Origin of the sequence: Pseudomonas sp. SWRI99 (assembly GCF_014270125.1) — a bacterium.
Classification (GTDB): domain Bacteria; phylum Pseudomonadota; class Gammaproteobacteria; order Pseudomonadales; family Pseudomonadaceae; genus Aquipseudomonas; species Aquipseudomonas hamedanensis.
In genome coordinates, this window is sequence record NZ_JABWQR010000015.1 from 80,466 (window position 1) to 99,781 (window position 19,316).

A 19,316-nucleotide genomic window follows, 5' to 3' on the forward strand; every position below is an offset into this window, starting at 1 on the left:
CGGTAATGATCAGTTTGCCGCTTGCCACGGCGCGTCCGGCATCGATTCATTGGCCAGGCAATGCCAACCGCCCTCGGCATTGATCAGACGTTGCGCAGCATCGAGCAAAGCCTGGCGATTCAGCTGTTGGATCGCCGCGACCAACTGCTCACGGTAATCCGACGAATGGCCAGCGAGTTTGCCCTGCCACAGCAACTCGGCAGCATCCTTAGTGGAAAACGTGGCGTCGTCGAACTGATCGGCGAGGCTTTGGCGCTGCTGCTTGAGGCTTGCTTCATCGAGCGTTTCGATCAACGCGGGAATGCCGTTGAAAAACTCCTGAATGTATTCGAGCAACTTGCCCGCCGCCGTCGTCGGCGATTGCACGCCAAAGACAATCGCAGTCTTGCCGTACAACTGGCGCAGCGCGCTGAATACGGCGTAACCCAATTGCAGTTCGACACGCAGGCGCTGATAAAAAGGCGTCTGGCACAACTGAGCCAGAAGGCGCCATGCTGCTTCATCAGCGATGTCGCGGCTGGCAGTCGGGCAGATCAGCAGCAAGGCGTGTTCGCTGGAGGCCGTGTTGATCTGGCTCCATTGGTACTGGCCTTGGGTGATCGGTGTCACCGGTAGCTGAGTGTCCGGCGTGCCGGGAATGCGGCTCAGCGCCAGACCCATGGCTGACTGGGTCTGTTGATTTTGCCCTAGAGCGAGGCCGTCCCAGCGCGAAGTTGTCCACAGCTGATTGGCGTCATCGCTGGTTTCAGTCGTGGGCAGGCATTTTTCCGGCAACGCTTCGAGTAGTTGGCGGATCGGCATCGACGGTATCTGTAGCTCATCGCGCGGCGAAACGGCTTCGATCATCGTCAGACATTTCAGCGCATGCTCAAGGATGCTAGGCATCGGTTCCTGAAGTCCGGTCATCTTCAGCAGCCATTGGTTACCTGCGGCGCTGAAAGACAACTCCACGCCGGCTTCGGACGCGTCTTGCCGGGTTTGCTGCAGACTGCGCTGTAATCTTGAACGCAGATCGACGCTGGCTGCCGCCTCGACCTGCCAACGCAGATAAATCGCGCCTTCATCGCCGCAGTCCGGCAGCGTCTGGCTGAACTGCATAGGCGACCGTTCGCGACGGCTGCGCGAGCGATCCTGGGCGAAGGTGCGCAGGCCACGGTGGGCGCTGGTCTGGCCGCGAATCAGCCCGGCGTTGACCAGCGGTTCACTGGCGCGCAAGAAAGGATTGGCTGCGGGCAGGTGCCACTGATCGCTGAAGTTATCCACCACGCCGATTTCCTGCAGGATGCGCTCAAGCGCGGCGGCAGCCGATTCGGACAGGCCGAATGCATGCTGCTCGACGTCGATTCGCGCCAGTTGCAACGCGCCGCGGACTTGCTGCTGGCGCTGAAGCAGGGCGGCGTATTCCTCGCGCAACGGCGTCCAGTCCTGACGGGCGAAGAAGCTCAGCCAATCCATCAGCTGTTCGTGAATGGCGTTCAAGTGCTCGCCGTCGGCATGGAATTGAAGATGCAGCAGCGCTTGCCCGGCAAACTGGTAGAGCGGCGTGGCATTCAAACCATCGGCCAGTTTTTGCTGGCGCAAATGCGCGAGCAATCCACCGGTTTTGGCGCTGTTCAACCAATGGCAGAGAAAGGCCATCGCCTCGGCGGATGACTGGGGCAAAGCCTCGAAAGCGAATAACAGGTTCGCGTGAGCGCCAACCTGTTGATAACTTTTCACCGTCAGCGGTGGCGGTGCGGCCTGGGCCACTTTATCCCCAACCGGCAACACCGCTGCGAATTGCCGCGCCAACTCCCGCAATTCATCAATACTCTGCGGACCGACCAGACTGAGGTTCATTTGCCCGGTTCGATAAAACCGCTGATGGAAATCTTTCAGCGCCGACTGAAACCCAGGCGATTCGACCTGCAAGCTGTCCCGATTGCCCGCATGAAAACCGCGCAACGGATGCTCCGCTGGTAAACCTTCATACAAGGCAAACTGCTGTTGCGCTGTCGGATCCTGCGACCAGGCGACGAATTCGGCCTGCAGCACTTCCCGTTCACGCAGTTGATCGTCCAGATTCATACGTCGCCGGGCGAGCATGTCTGACAGACGCTCGAGCCCCGCGCTGAAGGACGACACAGGCAACTCGAAGAAAAAATCCGTGGTGCGTTCGCGGGTGCTGGCATTCACCTGCCCGCCGTGACGTTGCACGTAGGCCATCAGCCCTTCGTCTGTGGGAAAACGCTCGGTGCCGAGGAACAGCAAGTGCTCAAGAAAATGCGCCAGCCCCGGCCATGCCAGCGACACGTCGTGGCTGCCAGCGGCCACCCGCAATGCGGCGGCACTGCGCTTGAGGCCCGGCACATGGCGCAGGGTCACGCGCAGGCCGTTGGCCAGGGTTTCAGTGTGGGGGCGGGGGTGAGTCGGCGCAGGCATGGGCACTTCCAGAACAGTGAAGTGCCCATGCTAGCGGATTAGCGCCGGTTGAGCGCGCCGTAAAGCTCTGGACGGCGATCGCTGAGATAGCGGTTGGCCTGGCGTGAATCGTTCATCAGTTGTCGGTCCAGTTCGCCAACGATCAACGCTTCGTCCAGACCTGCCAGAGCGATACGGCTGCCGTCCGGCGCGGCGAGGCTGCTTTGCCCGCAGTACTGAATATCGCCTTCATGCCCGCAGTAATTGGCGTAAGCCACATAGCACTGGTTTTCGAAGGCGCGGGCACGCACGGTGACATCGGCGACGAAGTCGAACGGAATCATGTTTGCTGTCGGCACCACAATCAGCTCGGCGCCGGCCAAGGCCAGACGACGAGTGTTTTCAGGAAATTCCAGGTCGTAGCAGATCAGGAACCCGAGCTTCCAGCCGTTCAGTTCAACCACCGGCAACTCCGCATCGCCAGGGCTGAACATAGACCGGTCGAGGTCGCCGAACAGATGCGATTTGCGGTAATTGCACAGGCGCTCGCCGTGCGCGTCGATCAGTTGCACAGCGTTGTAAATCTGCCCGTCAGCGGTGCGCTCGGGGTAACCGTACACGGTCGCCAGGCCGGCAGCCTTGGCTATCCGGCCGATCTGCTGCGCCCATTCACCGTTGTAGACCTCGGCCAGGGTGCTGACCGCTTCGGCGCCGATGTTGTAGCCGGTCATGAACATCTCCGGCAGCACCAGCAGATCAGCGCCCTTGGCCTCCATCGCCACTTGATGCAGGCGATGCAGGTTGGCGACGGGGTCGAGTGGTAACGGCGGACATTGGTAAACGGCTACACGCATCAGGGATTCCTCTTACTCGGGCAGGGCGATAGGGCCGATGTCTTTGAACACATCACCCGGGCCGGGGTTCTCTTTATGTGTGGACCCGCCGAAGTGGTTCATGATTCCCCATACCGCATTGAGCGAAGTCTGCACCGCGCCTTCGACCCACGCCGGCGTCCACGACACATCGTCGCCGGCGATGAAAATCCCGCGCTGCTCGGCCGGCATCTCGTCCTGCATGAAGTGCGCGTACATGCGCTGGTTGTAGCGGTAATGGCCCGGCAGCGCGCCTTTGAAGGCACCGAGGAAATACGGATCGGCCTCCCATGACACGGTGATCGGATCGCCGATGATGCGTGCGGCGATGTCGACTTTCGGGTAGATCTTTTTCAACGCGTTCAACGCCAGCTCAACGCGTTTTTCCACCGGATGCGGGAGCATTTTCAACGCGTCGCTCATCCATGAATAGGACAGGCAAATCACGCCCGGCTTGTCGTCGCCGTTGTCGAACAGGTAGGTGCCACGGGTCAGGCGATCGGTGAGGGTCATGCTCATCAGGTCGCGGCCGGTCTCGGGGTCCTTGTCCTTCCAGAATGGCCGATCGACCATCACGAAAGTCTTCGACGACTGCATGTAGCGCGTGCGGTCGAGAGCCATCCACATCTTCTGCGAGAACAGGGTTTCGTCGCATTCGATCTGCGTGGTCAGCAGCCAGCTCTGGCAGGTAGTCAGCACGGCGGCGTATTCGCGGGTGTCACCGTTGTTGTCGGTAACGGCGAAGCGGCCACCCGGGGCATGGGCAATTTTTTTCACACCGGAACGCGGTGCGCCACGGTGCAGGGATTTCAGACTGGTGCCCGCGGGCCAGTGCACGCAGCGCTCCGGCACATGGCGCCAGATGCCTTGTGGCACCTGCTCGACGCCGCCGACCACCAGGTGTTGGTGATCATCGCAGTTGGTCATCACTACGCGGAAAATTTCCAGCATGGAGTTGGGAAAGTCAGAGTCCCAGCCGCCGGTGCCGAAACCGACCTGACCGAACACTTCACGGTGCTGGAACGACAATTTGGCGAAGGCTTTCGAGGTCGCGACAAAGTCGTAAAAGGTCCGGTCGTCCCACAGCGGCACAAGCTTGTTCCACAACTCTTTCAGGCGCGGCACATCGCGGTCGCGAATGGCTTGCTGGATGTCGGAGAACTGCGAACCGGCCTCCAGCGCATCCGCCCAAGCGTCTGCCACTTCCTGAAACAATGCTGGAAGATCCTTCAGGCTTTCTGCGTAATAGGTCTCGCCTTCCAGGTCGATCACGGTGCTGCCTGAAGCACCCGTCAGCGGGTTCGGGAAAGGTTTGGTTTCCAGACCGAGCTTGTCGACGTAGTGATAGAACGCCGTGGAAGACACCGGGAAACGCATGCCGCCGAGCTCCGCGACGATGGCGTCGGTGCCGTTGAAGGCTTGCGAGCGCAGACGGCCGCCGAGCTTCGATGCCTCGTACACCACCGGCTTCAAACCGAGTTTCATCAGTTCATACGCAGCCACCAGACCGGCAATGCCCGCGCCGACAATTGCCACTTCGGCGCCATGGTTATGCTCAGGAATACTGCCCAGGCCGGCGGGGTGCTCGATCCAGTCGTCAAACGCGAAAGGAAAGTCCGGGCCGAAAATCGTGACAGGTTTCTTGCCGTCTGCAGGATGGCGATTGTTCTTGTTCATTGGCTGACCTTACTGGCGACCCGACGCAGGATTCGCGTCTGAGTATAGGAAAAGATGCCAGCCATTCTAGGGAGGGTAGAACACGTTAATAAGACGCAAAGTGTCGTCGTTTTGGCAGCCAATCAATCAAAGTGACGATCACAGACTGCAGACCGACCAGATTGTAGACGCGAGCCTGCTCGCGAAGCGGTCCTGTCACCCACCCGGGAGTCCTGCCAATATCTTAAACCGGCTGTCCCCGATCAATCTTGCTACTCAAAATAATCGAAGTCGTGGTTTTCTCCACCCCATCGACACTGCCAATCTGGTCCAGCAACTGATCGAGCTGTTCTGGCGAATCCGTACGTAGCCAAGCCACATAATCAAACTCGCCACTCACCGCACATAGCTGCTGCACCTGCGCCATCGCACTCAAGCGCCGCAGCACTTCCTTGCCGGAGCGCGGCTGCACCTTGATCCCGACGTATGCCTGCAAGCCGCCGTCGACCACGCGCTGACCGAGGCGTACGCCGTAACCGGTAATCACTTTGGCTTTTTCCAGGCGTGCCAGACGCGAAGTGACGGTGGTGCGAGCAATCCCCAATTGCCGAGCGAGCATGGCCACGCTTTCGCGGGCATTGATTTGCAGAGCGGCGATCAACTGGCGGTCGATTTCGTCGAGGGTGGGGGGGCGGGTGTCTGGCAAGGGAAGCTCCATAAGCGTTGGGTCGGAACGGGGCGCACTTTACAGGCAAACAACGATAGGCTTTTGAGCGATAACAAAGTGGCCACGTGTGGCTCCGCTGAAACAAATGTTCTGACAATTGATTTGACTTGTCTGCCCTGTTTCCCAAGAATGCCAACAAGAGCGCGAAATCTGTTGCCTTGCAGGGCGATAGCAGACGTAGGTACCTCAGCGATGCTGCAACATCGGTGTCAGGTGAGACCTCTTCATCCCATTTCCTGGGGATGCAAATATCGGGATTTAGATGTTATGGGCGGCCCGATGGCTGCCCTTTTTTTGTCCGTAAGAATGTACCGCCTATACAAAAGCACGCCTTTTCGATGCCTGTTCATCGCTCTCGCCGGAGCGTGCATGAAATTCCATAAAACGTGTCCATTGCGAGTGTCCACAACCACAAGCATGTCGTTTTTGGCCTCATAGGCATTGATGAATGCCATTCGATGTCCGCCGTTATCGTAACGAATTCTCCATATTTCAAAGGGGCCCGTTAAGGTATCGATAGCGTGTCGAACATAGCGCTCGCGGGAATCCGGGCGTTTCTCAACGATGTGGGCCAGTTTTTCTCTCGCAACCGCAACGTTTCCAATAGGCGTCAGGATGGTGACGGCCATGATTGATTCATCAATGAATCCGAAGTATTCAAGGAGTATTCCCAAGGCACCCGCTGCATCGTCAGCCCTCTTTATTTCCTCGATTGCGGCTGATCGAAGTTCTTTCGAGAGCGTTCGCAAGTCGGGTAAAGCAAGATCGGTCCAGGTTGCTTGGCTGGCTGCTTCCTTTGTTGTTGGAGCAGCATTTGTGAGCATGGAAACAATCCTGGGCGGCGATGGCGTCTGGAGATTACTAGCTCGCAGGAGAACCTAACAACGCTGCAAACGTGCCAGAAACATCGCTTCAGAATCTTCCTACGGATATCGCGGCTGTCTTCCGAGCGTCGCGATTAGCAAGACTGAGAAATTAAACGCCAAAAAAAACCGCGCATTCAGCGCGGCTTTTCAACTTGGTGGGCCCACACGGACTCGAACCGTGGACCAAAGGATTATGAGTCCTCTGCTCTAACCAACTGAGCTATAGGCCCTCAGTAGGCCGCGGATTATAGCGACGGTTTCGCGGCTGTGCTATCCGAAAAATCCGATACGGTTACTTGCAGAAACGTGGCGGCGAATTCGTCCGGTGGTAGCGGCAGGCTGACGATGTAGCCTTGGATCTGTTCACAGCCCTCAGTGGCGAGGAATTGTTGTTGCGCCTGGGTTTCGACGCCTTCGGCAATGACGGTGAATTGCATGCTCCGTCCCAGCGCAATGATGGCGCGCACAATCGCTGCGTCGTGGGGGTCGTCGGGCAGGCCGCGGACGAAGGACTGGTCGATTTTCAGGATGTCCAATGGCAAGCGCTTGAGGTAACTCAACGAGGAGTAGCCGGTGCCGAAGTCGTCGATTGCCAGTTGTACGCCGAGGCGTTTGAGTTGATGCAGGACCGCCAGTGCCTCTTCGGCCTGACTCATGATGAAATTCTCGGTAATTTCCAGTTGCAGTAATTCCGGCTGCAGGCGGTTGTCGCTGAGCAGTTGTTCGATGCGCCCGAGCAAATTCGGCTGGCGCAATTGCGCACCGGCGAGATTCACCGAGAGCGGGCCGAGACTGTCGTAGACCTGGTTCCACTCGAACATTTGCCGGCACGCGGTCTCAAGGACCCAGTCGCCGATCTGCAGGATCATGCCGTTTTCTTCGGCCAACGCAATGAAGTGCTCCGGCGGGACCTCGCCGAACGTTGGATGCCGCCAGCGGATCAAGGCTTCGGCGCCGACCAGGCGGTGGTCGATGAGGCTGATTTTTGGCTGGTAATAGAGGAACAGTTCATCACGCTCGATTGCACGGCGCAGTTCGTGTTCCAGGGCGACGCGTTCACTGGCTTGGGCGGTGAGGTCGCGGGTGTAGCTTTCGACGCGGTTACGGCCCTTGGCTTTGGAGCGGTACATCGCCGCGTCGGCGTTCTTCACCAGGGTAGCGACATCGCAGCCATCGCGAGGATAGAGGCTGGTGCCAATGCTGGCGCTGATGAAAAACTCATGTTCACCAGCCTGGAATGGCGCGCTGAAGCAGTTGAGCAGTTTGGTCGCGATGTTGTCGGCATCGCTGGCCTGTTGCAGGCCGGGCAGCAGGATGATGAATTCGTCGCCGCCCAGTCGCGCGACCGTGTCGATGTCGCGCAGTTGTTCTTTCAAGCGCACCGCGATGCCTTTGAGCAGCAGGTCGCCGACCGGATGGCCAAGGCTGTCATTGATGTGCTTGAAACGGTCCAGATCCAGAAACAGCACGGCACCCAGGCTGCCGTTTTCCTGTTGACTATTCAATGCCGCCAACAAGCGGCTTTCAAACAGCGTACGGTTCGGCAGGCCGGTGAGCGGGTCATGGTGGGCCTGATAGTCGAGCCTGGCCTGGGCGTGTTTGAGGCTGGAGATGTCGGCGAACACCGCGACAAAGTGAGTGATTAACTTGTCACGGTTGCGCACGGCGCTGATGGTCAGCCAGCTAGGGTACAGCTCGCCGTTCTTGCGCCGGTTGGAAATCTCGCCCTGCCAGTGACCCTCGTCGGTCAATTGATGCCACATCGCAGCGTAAAACGCGCTGTCATGCAGGCCTGAGGCGAGCAGGCGGGGCGTATGTCCAAGCGCTTCGCTTTCGCTGTAGCCGGTAATTTCGGTAAACGCCCGGTTGACCGCGCTGATGTGTTGCTGGGTGTCGGTAATCAGCACGCCTTCGGCGGTGCTCTCGAACACGGTGGCGGCCTGTTGCAGTTTTTCCTGCATCAAATGGCGTTCAGTGATATCGCGAGCGATGGTCAGCATGCAGTCTTCGTCGCCGATCGGCAGCGGGCGACTGGACACTTCGCACAGGCGAATCTGCCCGTCGCTGCGGCGGATATGGCAACTGAAGTCTCGAACGAAACCGTCGCGCTGCAGCAGGTCGAGCATCTGTTTGCGTTCGTTGAGGTTGACCCAGATGCCCAGGTCAAGCGTCGAGCGATCTACCGACATGGCGCTGTTGAACCCGGTGATGCGACTGAAACCTTCGTTGACCTCAAGCAGCAGGCCGTCACTCTGGCGCGACAGCAGCAAGCCGTCCGGTGAGGCGTGGAAGGCCTTGGCGAACTTCTCTTCGGAGGTTTGCAGCTGTTGCTGGGTTTCCTTGAGTTGGCTGATGTCGCGCACCACAACCACTAGCGCCGGCGTGGTGTCGAGGTCGAATGGTTCGGCGGAAATCAGCCCGGTGAACAATTGGCCGTTGTTACGGCGAAAGGGCATTTCCAGATTGCGGATGCTGCCCGCCTGCAAGCGTTGCAACAGCCCCGGCCCGACACCGGGAATCCCCCAGATATTCAGGTTGGTGGCGGTTTGGCCAACCACTTGCTCAGCCGTGAGGCCGATCTGCTCTTCGAAGGCCTCGTTGACCTCCAGCAAACAGCCGTCGGACAAACGCGCGATGACCAGAATATCCGGACATTGCTGGAAGACCGAAGCGAACTTCTGCTCCGACAGCCGCAGTGCCTCTTCCGTGCGCTTGATTTCGCTGATGTCGATCATCAGCCCGCGCATCACCGGCTCATGTCCATGCTCGATCAGGCTGACGATGTCACGCACCCACAGGCAGCGGCCGTCGGCGGTGATGACGCGATAATCGACGATGTGATCACGGCCCTCACGCAGTGCTTCTTTGCAATAATTTTGCGTACGGGTCAGGTCGGCCGGGTGGATGATGTTGTGCCAGAAGCCCGGAATCAGCCAATGGGATTGTGGATAACCAAGCAGATTCTCCGCGTGGGGCGAAACATAGCTGTAGGTGAAGTCACTCATGCGCGCTTCCCAGGCGATGGCCGAGAGACTCTCGACCAGGCCGCGATAGTGATACTCGCTGCTGCGCAATTCCTGTTCGAGGTCGATGCGTCGGGTAATTTCCGAGCTCAGGCGACGGTTGATGCGTATCACCACGGCAAGGATGGTCATCAGCAGCAACAGACCCGGCAGGCCATAAATCAATAGATCCGACCAGAACGTACGGTGGTCGAGGACATTGCCGACCCAGTGCTCCTGAATACTGCTGATTTCGGCGGGGGTCATGTCGGCGAGGACTTTGTCGAGAATCCCCACCAGCACTTTGTTGTCGCGGGGCACGGCCATCGCCAGTTGATAGCGATACGGGGTTTCGCCGCTGACGTACAACCCGTCGAGCTTGAGCTGGCGCAGGCTCCAGACGCTGGAGGCGAGGTCACCGACGACAGCGTCCACTTCGTCAGTGGCGAGTGCCTGCAACGCCGAGCTAACATTGGGCATCGCTACCAGATTCAGATCCGGATGGTGCGTGCGCAGCAATTCGTGGGGGGCGTAGTTTTCCACCACAGCAATTTTCAAACCGTACAGATCATTGAGCTTGCGCGGCTGTGCCCCGCCGACATGGGCAAGGATGACGATCGGAAAGTCGAGATAGGGGCGGGTAAACGCCAGGTAGTTCTGGCGCTCCGGGGTGGACATGATGCCGGGCAGCAAGTCGATCTTGCCTTTCTTGACCTGCTCCAGCACCACCGTCCAGCTCACCGGTTCGATAGGGGTGAGCCTGATCGCCAAACGCTCGCGGATCACGTCGATGTAGTCGGCGGCCAGGCCTTGATAGCGATTCTGGTCATCACGGAACTCAAACGGTGGCCACGACGCGTCCACACCCAAGCGCAGGTCAGGATGGGCCGCCAGCCAGCTGCGTTCTTCATCGGTCAGAGTCAGCGCGTCAGCCGTTGCGGTCCAGATCATCAATGACAGCAGAAAAAGCGCAGGCGCCAGTCTGTGCATAACGCTCTCGTTATGGCTTTTGGAGGGTTGTTTCGAGTGTAGACGGGGTAATCGGCGGGGAGGGTGGTACGCGGTATTTAATCTGCCACAAAACAAAACCCCCGGCCTGGGCCGGGGGTTCTGGTATCACTCGTCGAGGAAGGAGCGCAGATGCTCGCTTCGCGTCGGGTGGCGCAGCTTGCGCAGCGCCTTGGCTTCGATCTGACGGATCCGCTCACGCGTTACGTCAAACTGTTTGCCCACTTCTTCGAGTGTGTGGTCGGTGTTCATGTCGATACCGAAACGCATGCGCAGTACCTTGGCTTCACGGGCGGTGAGGCCAGACAGCACTTCGCGAGTCGCTTCTTTCAGACTTTCCACCGTGGCGACATCGATTGGCGACTGCATGGTCGAGTCTTCGATGAAGTCGCCCAGATGGGAGTCTTCGTCATCACCAATCGGGGTTTCCATGGAGATCGGCTCTTTGGCGATCTTCAGTACCTTGCGGATCTTGTCCTCAGGCATTTCCATGCGCTCGCCCAACTCTTCCGGGGTCGGTTCGCGACCCATTTCCTGCAACATCTGCCGGGAAATACGGTTGAGCTTGTTGATCGTCTCGATCATGTGCACCGGAATACGGATGGTGCGGGCCTGGTCGGCGATCGAGCGAGTGATCGCCTGACGGATCCACCAGGTGGCATAAGTAGAGAACTTGTAACCACGACGGTATTCGAACTTGTCCACCGCTTTCATCAGGCCGATGTTGCCTTCCTGAATCAGGTCGAGGAACTGCAGGCCGCGGTTGGTGTACTTCTTGGCGATCGAGATCACCAGACGCAGGTTGGCTTCAACCATCTCTTTCTTCGCGCGGCGGGCCTTGGCCTCACCGATCGACATGCGACGGTTGATGTCCTTGATTTCTGCGATGGTCAGGCCGGTCTCGGTTTCCAGCGCGATCAGTTTCTGCTGGCAACGGATGATGTCCGGCTGCACGCGACCGATGGCTTCGGCGTACTTGCTCTTGCCTTTGGCCAGGGCGTCGGACCAGCTTTCGTCGACTTCGTTGCCCGGGAACTGACGCAGGAAATCGGCGCGTGGCATACGTGCATCACGTACGCACAATTGCATGATCGCGCGCTCTTGCTGACGCAGACGATCCAGGGCACTGCGCACACGCTCGACCAGGGCTTCGAATTGCTTCGGCACCAGTTTGATCGGCATGAACAGCTCGGCCAGGGCCAGCAACTCGGCAACCGCTGCCTTGTTGTGACGACCGTGCTTTTTCAGGGCCTTGCGGGTGATTTCCATCTGATCGGCCACGGCGCCGAAGCGCTGCGCAGCGATGACCGGGTCCGGACCGCTTTCGGCTTCTTCTTCGTCATCGGAAGATGCTTCGGCTTCTTCGTCGTCGGTTTCGTCGTCGGCTTTAGCGACTTTCGCTTCGACAGGCGGCGGCACTTCGGCAGGCGGCGCGATGCCGTCGTCCGGGTCGATATAACCGCTGAGGACGTCGGACAGGCGACCACCTTCGGTGGTGACGCGGGTGTACTCGGAGAGAATGTGGTCAACCGTGCCAGGGAAGTGCGCAATTGCGCTCATCACTTCACGAATGCCTTCTTCGATCCGCTTGGCGATTTCGATTTCGCCTTCACGGGTCAGAAGCTCGACCGTACCCATTTCACGCATGTACATGCGCACCGGGTCAGTGGTGCGACCGATATCGGTCTCCACCGCCGCCAACGCAGCGGCTGCTTCTTCCGCAGCTGCCTCGTCGGTATCGGCGTCGGCCAACATAAGGGCGTCCGCATCCGGAGCACTCTCGTGTACGGGGATCCCCATGTCGTTAATCATGCGGATGATGTCTTCCACCTGCTCAGGATCTGAAATATCCTCGGGCAGGTGGTCGTTGACCTCGGCGTAAGTCAGATACTTCTGCTCACGACCCAGTTTGATCAACTCAATAATACGAGACTGCTGTTGCGCTTTTCCGGACATAACACCCTATCCACTGAAGGTCTTGGCGGGCAAAAAACAAGCCGAGGATTATACCTGAGCTATGACCTCACGCGCCAGTTGAGGTCGGGTTTGATGCGGAAACATTGCGACTTAAAAGGTCGCGCAGTTGATTTTTCTCTTCCAGGCTCAGTTCGCTTTGTCGCGCTTTCCTGAGCAACTGTTCCAGATTTCGCTCGCGTTGGCGGGCTGACAAGCTAGTAATGGTGTCGAAAAACTGTTGTTCAAGGTTATCTCCGTCAATCAGCCACTCCTTTTCTGCCAGTGCCTTGAGCAAGCGACCCTGTTCGGTGCCGTGCCATCGTGCGATCAACTGAAATGAGTTTAGCTGGGGATTCTTCTGTACGGCTTCCAGCAGCGCCACAAGCAACTGGGCGTTGGTCTGATTTTCATCGGCAATGTGCCCGGCGTCTTCGACGCGCCTGGCCAGCTGCGGGTGATGAAGCAATGTTCTCAGGGCTGTCAGGGTCGGCGATTCGACGCCGATCGGCGTGCGCGGGCGTTGCTGATCGCGATCGCCGCCACGCTTGCCATTCTTGTCCCAGGGTTTTTTGTCCCACTTCTTGCCGCCGGCGCCGGGTTTCTTCGGTGTCCATTCCTGCTGCGGCACATACATGTCCTGTGCCTGCGGCTGATGGTAGTCGCCATAATCCGGCATGGCATCGTAATTGATGCCCGGATCGTAGGCGGGCGGTGCTTCCTGCGGCGCACTCTGGGCAAGCTGGCTGACGGTCTCGCTGCTCAGGCCGGTGATTTCGGTCAGGCGCTGGCGCATCAGGATACGCAGGTTCGCCCCTGGAACCTTGTCGATCAGCGGCGCCGCGAGGGTGGCCATGTGGGCCTTGCCTTCGAGCGAACGCGGATCGGCTTCTTCGGTCAGTTGCTGGAAAAAATAATCGGCCAGCGGTTGCGCATGTTGATTGATGCGCGCCTTGAAGGCATCGGTGCCTTCGGCACGAACCAGCGTGTCCGGGTCTTCGCCCTCGGGCAGGAACAGGAATCGCGCGCGGCGCCCGTCCTGAAGGCACGGCAGTGTCGCTTCCAGCGCACGCCACGCGGCATTGCGGCCGGCCTGGTCGCCGTCGAAGCAGAACAACACGTTGGGCACGACGCGAAACAGGCGCTTCAAATGTTCTTCGCTGGTCGCGGTGCCCAGCGTGGCGACGGCATTCTTCAAGCCTTGCTGGGCGAGGGCGATGACGTCCATATAGCCCTCGACGACAATGATTTCGTCGAGGTTGCGGTTGTTCTTGCGCGCTTCATAAAGGCCATAGAGTTCCTGGCCTTTATGGAATACCGGAGTTTCCGGTGAGTTCAGGTACTTGGGCTTGTCGTCGCCCAGTACGCGGCCACCGAAAGCGATGATGCGCCCCCGGGTGTCGCGGATCGGGAACATTACTCGATCACGGAAGCGGTCGTAGCGCTTGCCGGTTTCGGCGTTCTCGATCAGCAGGCCGGCCTCGATCATCGCCTTCTGCTGCAGTGTATCGCTGCTCAGATGCTTGAGCAGGTTGTCCCAGCCCGGTGGCGCAAAACCCAGGCCGAAATCCCGGGCGATCTCGCCGGTCAGGCCGCGACCCTTGAGGTAATCCACCGCGGCCTTGCGCGACGGATGGCTCTTGAGTGCCTGCCGGTAAAAGTCGGCGGCGGCGGTAAGCAGCGGATACAGCGGCGAGTCGGTCGGCTGGCGTGGCTTGCGCTCGCGGCCGCTTTCTTCGCGGGGAATTTCCATGCCGGCGGCCTTCGCCAGGTCTTCGACAGCCTGGGGGAAGTCCAGGTTGTCGTGATCCATGAGAAAGCCGAGGGCGTTGCCGCCAGCGCCGCAGCCGAAGCAGTAGTAGAACTGCTTGTCCGGGCTGACGCTGAAGGACGGGGTTTTCTCTTTATGGAACGGGCAACAGGCGGTGTAGTTCTTGCCGGCCTTCTTCAATTGCACGCGCGAGCTGACCACGTCGACGATGTCGGTGCGGTTCAGCAGGTCGTCAATGAAGCTCTGGGGAATCAGCCCGGCCATGGCGTTCTCGTCTTCTGCGCTGCAATAAGTCCGTTGCGACAGGCTGTAGGACGCGGGCGATTGTTGGAAACGCACAAAAAGTGCGGCTCGACCGGTGTCGTCTGCGTGATCGCTGTCGGGAAGTGTATCTGCCGAAAATCCACTGACGTTAGTACCTATCAGTCTTCGACTATTTGAAAGTGTTGCGCTGAATCCGCTGACGGCCGGTTGCAGGCCTCGGATAGCTCAATAAAACGGGCACGCATGCAGGTGCCTTGGGCTGATCGTCGTAAGAGGAATCAGTGGGTGTGCTCGTCAGTAGCCTTGAAAGGCTCGTCAGAAAAGACGTGCACCGCTGGCAAAAGAGCCAGGCCTGACGCGGTGAAGCAGATTTGTCTCGGTCGCATCGGCGGCTTCGACGGTGAAGCATCAAGCGTTTTACGCAAATGCCATTAGCCCGGCTGAGGGCCGGGCTTAGGCAAGAAGCTTGCTACGAACGTCTGTGTATTAGTACAGACGAACGGCGCGGCGCTGTTCGCGCTGAACTTTCTTGGCGTGACGCTTGACAGCAGCTGCTGCCTTGCGCTTACGCTCAGAAGTTGGCTTCTCGTAAAATTCGCGGCTACGAACTTCAGCCAGTACACCGGCTTTTTCGCAGGAGCGCTTGAAACGACGCAGAGCTACGTCGAAGGGTTCGTTCTCTTTTACTTTGACGGCTGGCATCCAGAGCTACCTTCATTCATTACCGGGGTCAACATCCTCGCGGCAAAAGAGCACTTGAAGACGTCGGTTTTTAAGGGTTGCGGATGTTAACCCCTCATCGCTCGGAATGCAAAGCCTCTGATCGAAAACCGCTGGTCGGGGCATCACGTGGCGACTATTATGCGCGCCTTCGAATTCAGCCTAAACAAGGCGCAAACCCATGCTAGTACTGGGATTAGAAACCTCCTGCGACGAAACCGGCGTCGCATTATATGACAGTGAACGCGGCCTGCTGGCCGACGCGCTGTTCAGCCAGATCGACCTGCACCGCGTCTATGGCGGTGTGGTGCCGGAGCTGGCCTCGCGTGACCACGTCAAACGCATGCTGCCCTTGATCCGTCAGGTGTTGGCCGAGGCCGACTGCGTGCCGACCGAGATCGATGCGATCGCCTATACCGCCGGTCCCGGCCTGGTCGGCGCGCTGCTGGTCGGTGCGTCCTGCGCGCAGGCACTGGCGTTTGCCTGGGGGATCCCGGCGCTCGGTGTGCACCACATGGAAGGCCACTTGCTGGCGCCGATGCTTGAGCCGAAACCGCCCGAATTCCCGTTCGTCGCTTTGTTGGTTTCGGGTGGTCATACGCAGCTCGTTCAGGTCGATGGCATCGGTCAATACAGCCTGCTCGGCGAAACCCTTGACGACGCGGCCGGCGAAGCCTTCGACAAAACCGCGAAGATGATGGGCCTCAATTATCCGGGCGGGCCGGAAATCGCCAAACTGGCCGAGAAGGGCGTCGCTGGACGTTTCACCTTTCCGCGGCCGATGTGCGACCGTCCTGGTCTGGATTTCAGTTTCAGCGGCTTGAAAACCTTTGCCCTCAACACCTGGCAGCAATGTGTCAGCGCCGGGGACGACGGCGAACAAGCCCGTTGCGACATCGCGCTGGCGTTCCAGCAGGCCGTGGTGGAGACTTTGACCATCAAGTGCAAGCGCGCCCTGAAACAAGCGGGCATGAAGCGCCTGGTGATTGCTGGCGGCGTCAGCGCCAACAAGGCGCTGCGTGTGTCGCTGGAGAAAATGCTGGGCGATCTGAAGGGCGATGTGTTCTACGCGCGTCCCGAGTTCTGCACCGACAACGGCGCGATGATTGCCTTCGCCGGTTGCCAGCGTCTGCAGGCCGGTCAGCAGGAAAGCCTGGCGATCAGCGTGCAGGCGCGCTGGCCGATGGAGCAATTGTCGGCCTTGTAAAAGACGGCGCCCGTGAACGGTATTTAAAAATGCCGTTCGCGCCCGGCAAACAGGTCGCGTAGATTGCCGCGGTGACGCCAGACGATCAGCAATGTCAGCGCGCTCATCGGCAACAGCGCCTCCGGTTCCTGCCAGGCCAGCAATGGCAGGGTCAGCGGCGTGGCGATCAATGCCGCCAGCGAGCTGGTCCGGGTCAGGTAGAACGTCAGCAGCCAGGCGCACACGGCCAGCAGCGCAGCGGGTGGATACAGGCCCAGCAGCATGCCGGCGGCGGTGGCAACGCCCTTGCCGCCACGAAAGCGGAAGTACAGCGGGAACAGGTGACCGATCACGGCGCATACGCCGATCCAGGCCTGATCCTGCAACGAAAGGCCCGCGGCTGCGGCGATCAGCACCGGCAGCAGGCCTTTGCACAAATCACCGAGCAGGGTCAGGATCGCCAGTTTGCGACCGGCCAGGCGCAGCATGTTGGTGGCGCCGGCATTACCCGAGCCACTCATTCGCGGATCCGGATGTCCGGTCAGGCGGCTGAGCAAAATGGCGAAGGACAGCGAGCCGAGCAGGTAGGCGAGAGTCGCCAGTAACCAAAACATGCTAACTATTCCGGGCGAGGACGCCCTGATTCTAACGGCGCATTGCGCCCTTGTCGTGCAGCGGAGAGAAGTGCTTGGACAGAGTGTTTATCGAGGGCCTGGAAGTCGACACCGTGATCGGTGCCTACGACTGGGAGCGCGACATCCGACAGTGCCTGCGTCTTGATCTGAGCTTCGCCTGGGACAATCGCCCGGCCGCGGCCGGTGACGACCTGACACTGGCGCTCGATTACGCCAGTGTCTCCATGCGTATCCAGGCGTTTGCCGAACAGGCCCGGTTTCAACTGGTCGAGACGTTTGCCGAGCGTCTGGTTGAAGTGCTGATGAGTGAGTTCAAGATCACCTGGGTGCGCCTGAAACTGACCAAGCCCGGTGCCGTGCCGGCTGCGAAGGGCGGCGTGGGTGTGGAGATCGAGCGCGGATGTCGCTGACTCAGGTCTATCTCGGGCTCGGTAGCAATATCGAGCGCGAAACCCATTTGCGCGCCGGTCTCGATGCGCTGGCCACGTTTCTGGTGGATATCCGCTGTTCGGCGGTATTTGAAAGCCAGCCGGTGGGGATCAAGAGCGGGCCGTTCTTCAATTTCGTGGTCTCGGCGTACACCGACCTGCCGTTGATGGAGCTGGATCGGCGGCTTAAATTCATCGAGGCGGATAACGGTCGTTATGCGCCGGACCGCAAGGGCTTGCCGCTGGATATCGACGTGCTGCTGTACGGCGATCTGGTGGGAAACTTCGATGGATTGATTTTGCCGCGGGCGGAAATCCTGAAGAACGCTTTTGTCTTGTGGCCGCTGTCGTTGATCGCGCCGGATCGGGTGCATCCGGGCGTGGGAAAAAGCTTCGCGACATTATGGGCCGAGGCGAAGATCGATCAGGTGTTGGCGCCGGTTGCATTCGAATGGCGGGGTGTGCAACTGACACCTTTGGATTCGCAGTGATATCCAGGGCGCCATCGCGAGCAGGCTCACTCCTACATTTGGAATGCGTTCTCCTGTGGGAGCGGGCTTGCTCGCGAAGCTCTTCAACCTGACGCCGAGGCTTCTTTGTAAATCTTCAAAGCCTTGAGCCGTTCACGCTTCAGCGCTTCACCCAGCTCAGGCCCCTTGAATCCCTTTTCCAGTAACGGCTGCACCGCAACCCCGCGCGCTGCGACGGCGGCTCCGCGCAAATAATCCGCCTGTGGATAACTGCGCTGCTCCAAGCCCTTACGGCCACGAGCGTCCATCTCGCACGCGGCGATAAATTCCTCGAAGCGCTGCGGCCGACGATAGACATCGAAACTGTGCAGCAACTCAAGCAGCGTCGAGGCCTTCAATTCCAGTGCCCGATGACCATGGGTGTGATATTTCCCGACCAGCAGCGCCAGTTCCTGACAATCCTTGGGCGCCTTGAAGCGTTCGTTGACCGCTTTGATCAGCTTCAATCCGGTGTGTTCATGGGCGATATGCCGCGGCCATTGTTCTTCGGGTGTCAGGCCTTTGCCCAAGTCATGCAGAAGGCAGGCCCAGCGCACCGTCAGTGGCTGCGTGTGCAAGGCGGACTGCTCCAGCACGCTCAACGTATGCAGGCCTGTGTCGATTTCCGGGTGATGCGTCTCCGGCTGCGGCACACCGAACAAGGCGTCGACTTCCGGCATCAGCACTTTTAACGCACCACAGTCGCGCAACACCTCGACGAACACTTGCGGATGATTTTCCATCAGTGCCCGGGAAATTTCCTTCCAACTGCGTTCGGCGGTCAGCGCTTGCAGTTCGCCGGACTCGCTGAGCTGGCGCATCAGTTCCATTGTCTCGTCGGCGACCGTAAAGCCCAGCCCGGCGTAACGCGCTGCGAAGCGGGCAACGCGCAACACCCGCAAGGGATCTTCGGCGAACGCCGGAGAAACGTGGCGCAGGATGCGAGCTTTCAGATCGCGCTGGCCATGGTACGGATCGGTCAGGTTGAGCGCATCGTCCTCGGCCATGGCGTTGATGGTCAGGTCGCGGCGGATCAGGTCTTCTTCCAGCGTGACTTCCGGGCTGGCGTAAAAAGTGAAACCACCGTAGCCGCGACCGCTTTTGCGCTCCGTGCGGGCGAGGGCGTACTCCTCTCCGGTTTTCGGGTGCAGAAACACCGGGAAGTCTGCGCCGACCGGTCGATATCCGAGGGCGAGCATTTCTTCCGTGGTGGCGCCGACCACGACCCGGTCCACGTCAGTGACCGGTAATCCCAACAGACGGTCACGTACCGCGCCGCCAACCTTGTAAACCTGCATAAAAAACCTCCGTCAGTCCGA

14 protein-coding genes and 1 tRNA gene are annotated in these 19,316 nt (G+C 59.4%); 3 read left to right on the forward strand and 12 right to left on the reverse strand.

Annotated features, from left to right (window positions below; all coding sequences use genetic code 11):
• Positions 1-9: 9 nt before the first annotated feature.
• From pqqF to rpsU, 10 genes are all read right to left on the reverse strand, one after another.
• Entirely contained in the window at positions 10-2,421 is a 2,412-nt protein-coding gene (gene pqqF, locus HU743_RS14245; RefSeq protein WP_186649317.1) for a pyrroloquinoline quinone biosynthesis protein PqqF, read from the reverse strand.
• A 38-nt stretch (positions 2,422-2,459) separates the two neighbouring features.
• Positions 2,460-3,254: a carbon-nitrogen hydrolase family protein gene (locus HU743_RS14250; RefSeq protein ID WP_186649319.1), complete on the reverse strand. Its 795-nt coding sequence runs from the start codon at positions 3,252-3,254 to the stop codon at positions 2,460-2,462.
• Between the two features lie 12 nt (positions 3,255-3,266).
• On the reverse strand, positions 3,267-4,949 hold the full coding sequence (locus HU743_RS14255; RefSeq protein ID WP_186631422.1) for an NAD(P)/FAD-dependent oxidoreductase: 1,683 nt from the start codon (positions 4,947-4,949) through the stop codon (positions 3,267-3,269).
• 223 nt (positions 4,950-5,172) lie between these two features.
• On the reverse strand, positions 5,173-5,634 hold the full coding sequence (locus HU743_RS14260) for an Lrp/AsnC family transcriptional regulator (protein WP_186649321.1): 462 nt from the start codon (positions 5,632-5,634) through the stop codon (positions 5,173-5,175).
• A 245-nt stretch (positions 5,635-5,879) separates the two neighbouring features.
• Positions 5,880-6,479: a PBECR2 nuclease fold domain-containing protein gene (locus tag HU743_RS14265; RefSeq protein WP_186649323.1), complete on the reverse strand. Its 600-nt coding sequence runs from the start codon at positions 6,477-6,479 to the stop codon at positions 5,880-5,882.
• 195 nt (positions 6,480-6,674) lie between these two features.
• Positions 6,675-6,751: transfer RNA gene (locus HU743_RS14270), tRNA-Ile, on the reverse strand.
• Between the two features lie 15 nt (positions 6,752-6,766).
• A complete protein-coding gene (locus tag HU743_RS14275; protein WP_186649325.1) occupies positions 6,767-10,513 on the reverse strand; it encodes a bifunctional diguanylate cyclase/phosphodiesterase in 3,747 nt (1,248 codons plus the stop codon).
• 126 nt (positions 10,514-10,639) lie between these two features.
• Positions 10,640-12,487, reverse strand: a complete 1,848-nt coding sequence (rpoD, locus tag HU743_RS14280; protein ID WP_186621013.1) for an RNA polymerase sigma factor RpoD — start codon at positions 12,485-12,487, stop codon at positions 10,640-10,642.
• A 67-nt stretch (positions 12,488-12,554) separates the two neighbouring features.
• A complete protein-coding gene (gene dnaG / locus HU743_RS14285) occupies positions 12,555-14,519 on the reverse strand; it encodes a DNA primase (protein ID WP_186637365.1) in 1,965 nt (654 codons plus the stop codon).
• A gap of 486 nt (positions 14,520-15,005) precedes the next feature.
• Positions 15,006-15,221: a 30S ribosomal protein S21 gene (gene rpsU, locus HU743_RS14290; RefSeq protein WP_002551877.1), complete on the reverse strand. Its 216-nt coding sequence runs from the start codon at positions 15,219-15,221 to the stop codon at positions 15,006-15,008.
• 199 nt (positions 15,222-15,420) lie between these two features.
• Here rpsU and tsaD point away from each other — a divergent pair, with 199 nt between their 5' ends.
• Positions 15,421-16,446 carry a tRNA (adenosine(37)-N6)-threonylcarbamoyltransferase complex transferase subunit TsaD gene (gene tsaD / locus HU743_RS14295; protein WP_186550900.1) on the forward strand — a complete coding sequence of 342 codons (1,026 nt, stop codon included), beginning with the start codon at positions 15,421-15,423 and terminating at the stop codon, positions 16,444-16,446.
• A gap of 23 nt (positions 16,447-16,469) precedes the next feature.
• Here tsaD and plsY read toward each other — a convergent pair whose 3' ends face one another.
• Entirely contained in the window at positions 16,470-17,039 is a 570-nt protein-coding gene (gene plsY, locus HU743_RS14300; RefSeq protein ID WP_186550902.1) for a glycerol-3-phosphate 1-O-acyltransferase PlsY, read from the reverse strand.
• Positions 17,040-17,113: 74 nt separating this feature from the next.
• Between plsY and folB the strand changes: the two genes are divergently transcribed.
• Together folB and folK are read left to right on the forward strand one after the other, a co-directional pair.
• Positions 17,114-17,470, forward strand: a complete 357-nt coding sequence (gene folB, locus HU743_RS14305) for a dihydroneopterin aldolase (RefSeq protein ID WP_186550904.1) — start codon at positions 17,114-17,116, stop codon at positions 17,468-17,470.
• The gene (gene folK / locus HU743_RS14310; protein WP_186649327.1) at positions 17,461-17,979 is read left to right on the forward strand and encodes a 2-amino-4-hydroxy-6-hydroxymethyldihydropteridine diphosphokinase; all 519 of its coding nucleotides are present in this window, start codon (positions 17,461-17,463) and stop codon (positions 17,977-17,979) included. Before folB ends, folK begins: the two co-directional genes overlap by 10 nt.
• Positions 17,980-18,062: 83 nt before the next feature.
• Here folK and HU743_RS14315 read toward each other — a convergent pair whose 3' ends face one another.
• Positions 18,063-19,295 carry a multifunctional CCA addition/repair protein gene (locus HU743_RS14315; RefSeq protein ID WP_186649329.1) on the reverse strand — a complete coding sequence of 411 codons (1,233 nt, stop codon included), beginning with the start codon at positions 19,293-19,295 and terminating at the stop codon, positions 18,063-18,065.
• Positions 19,296-19,316 lie beyond the last annotated feature (21 nt).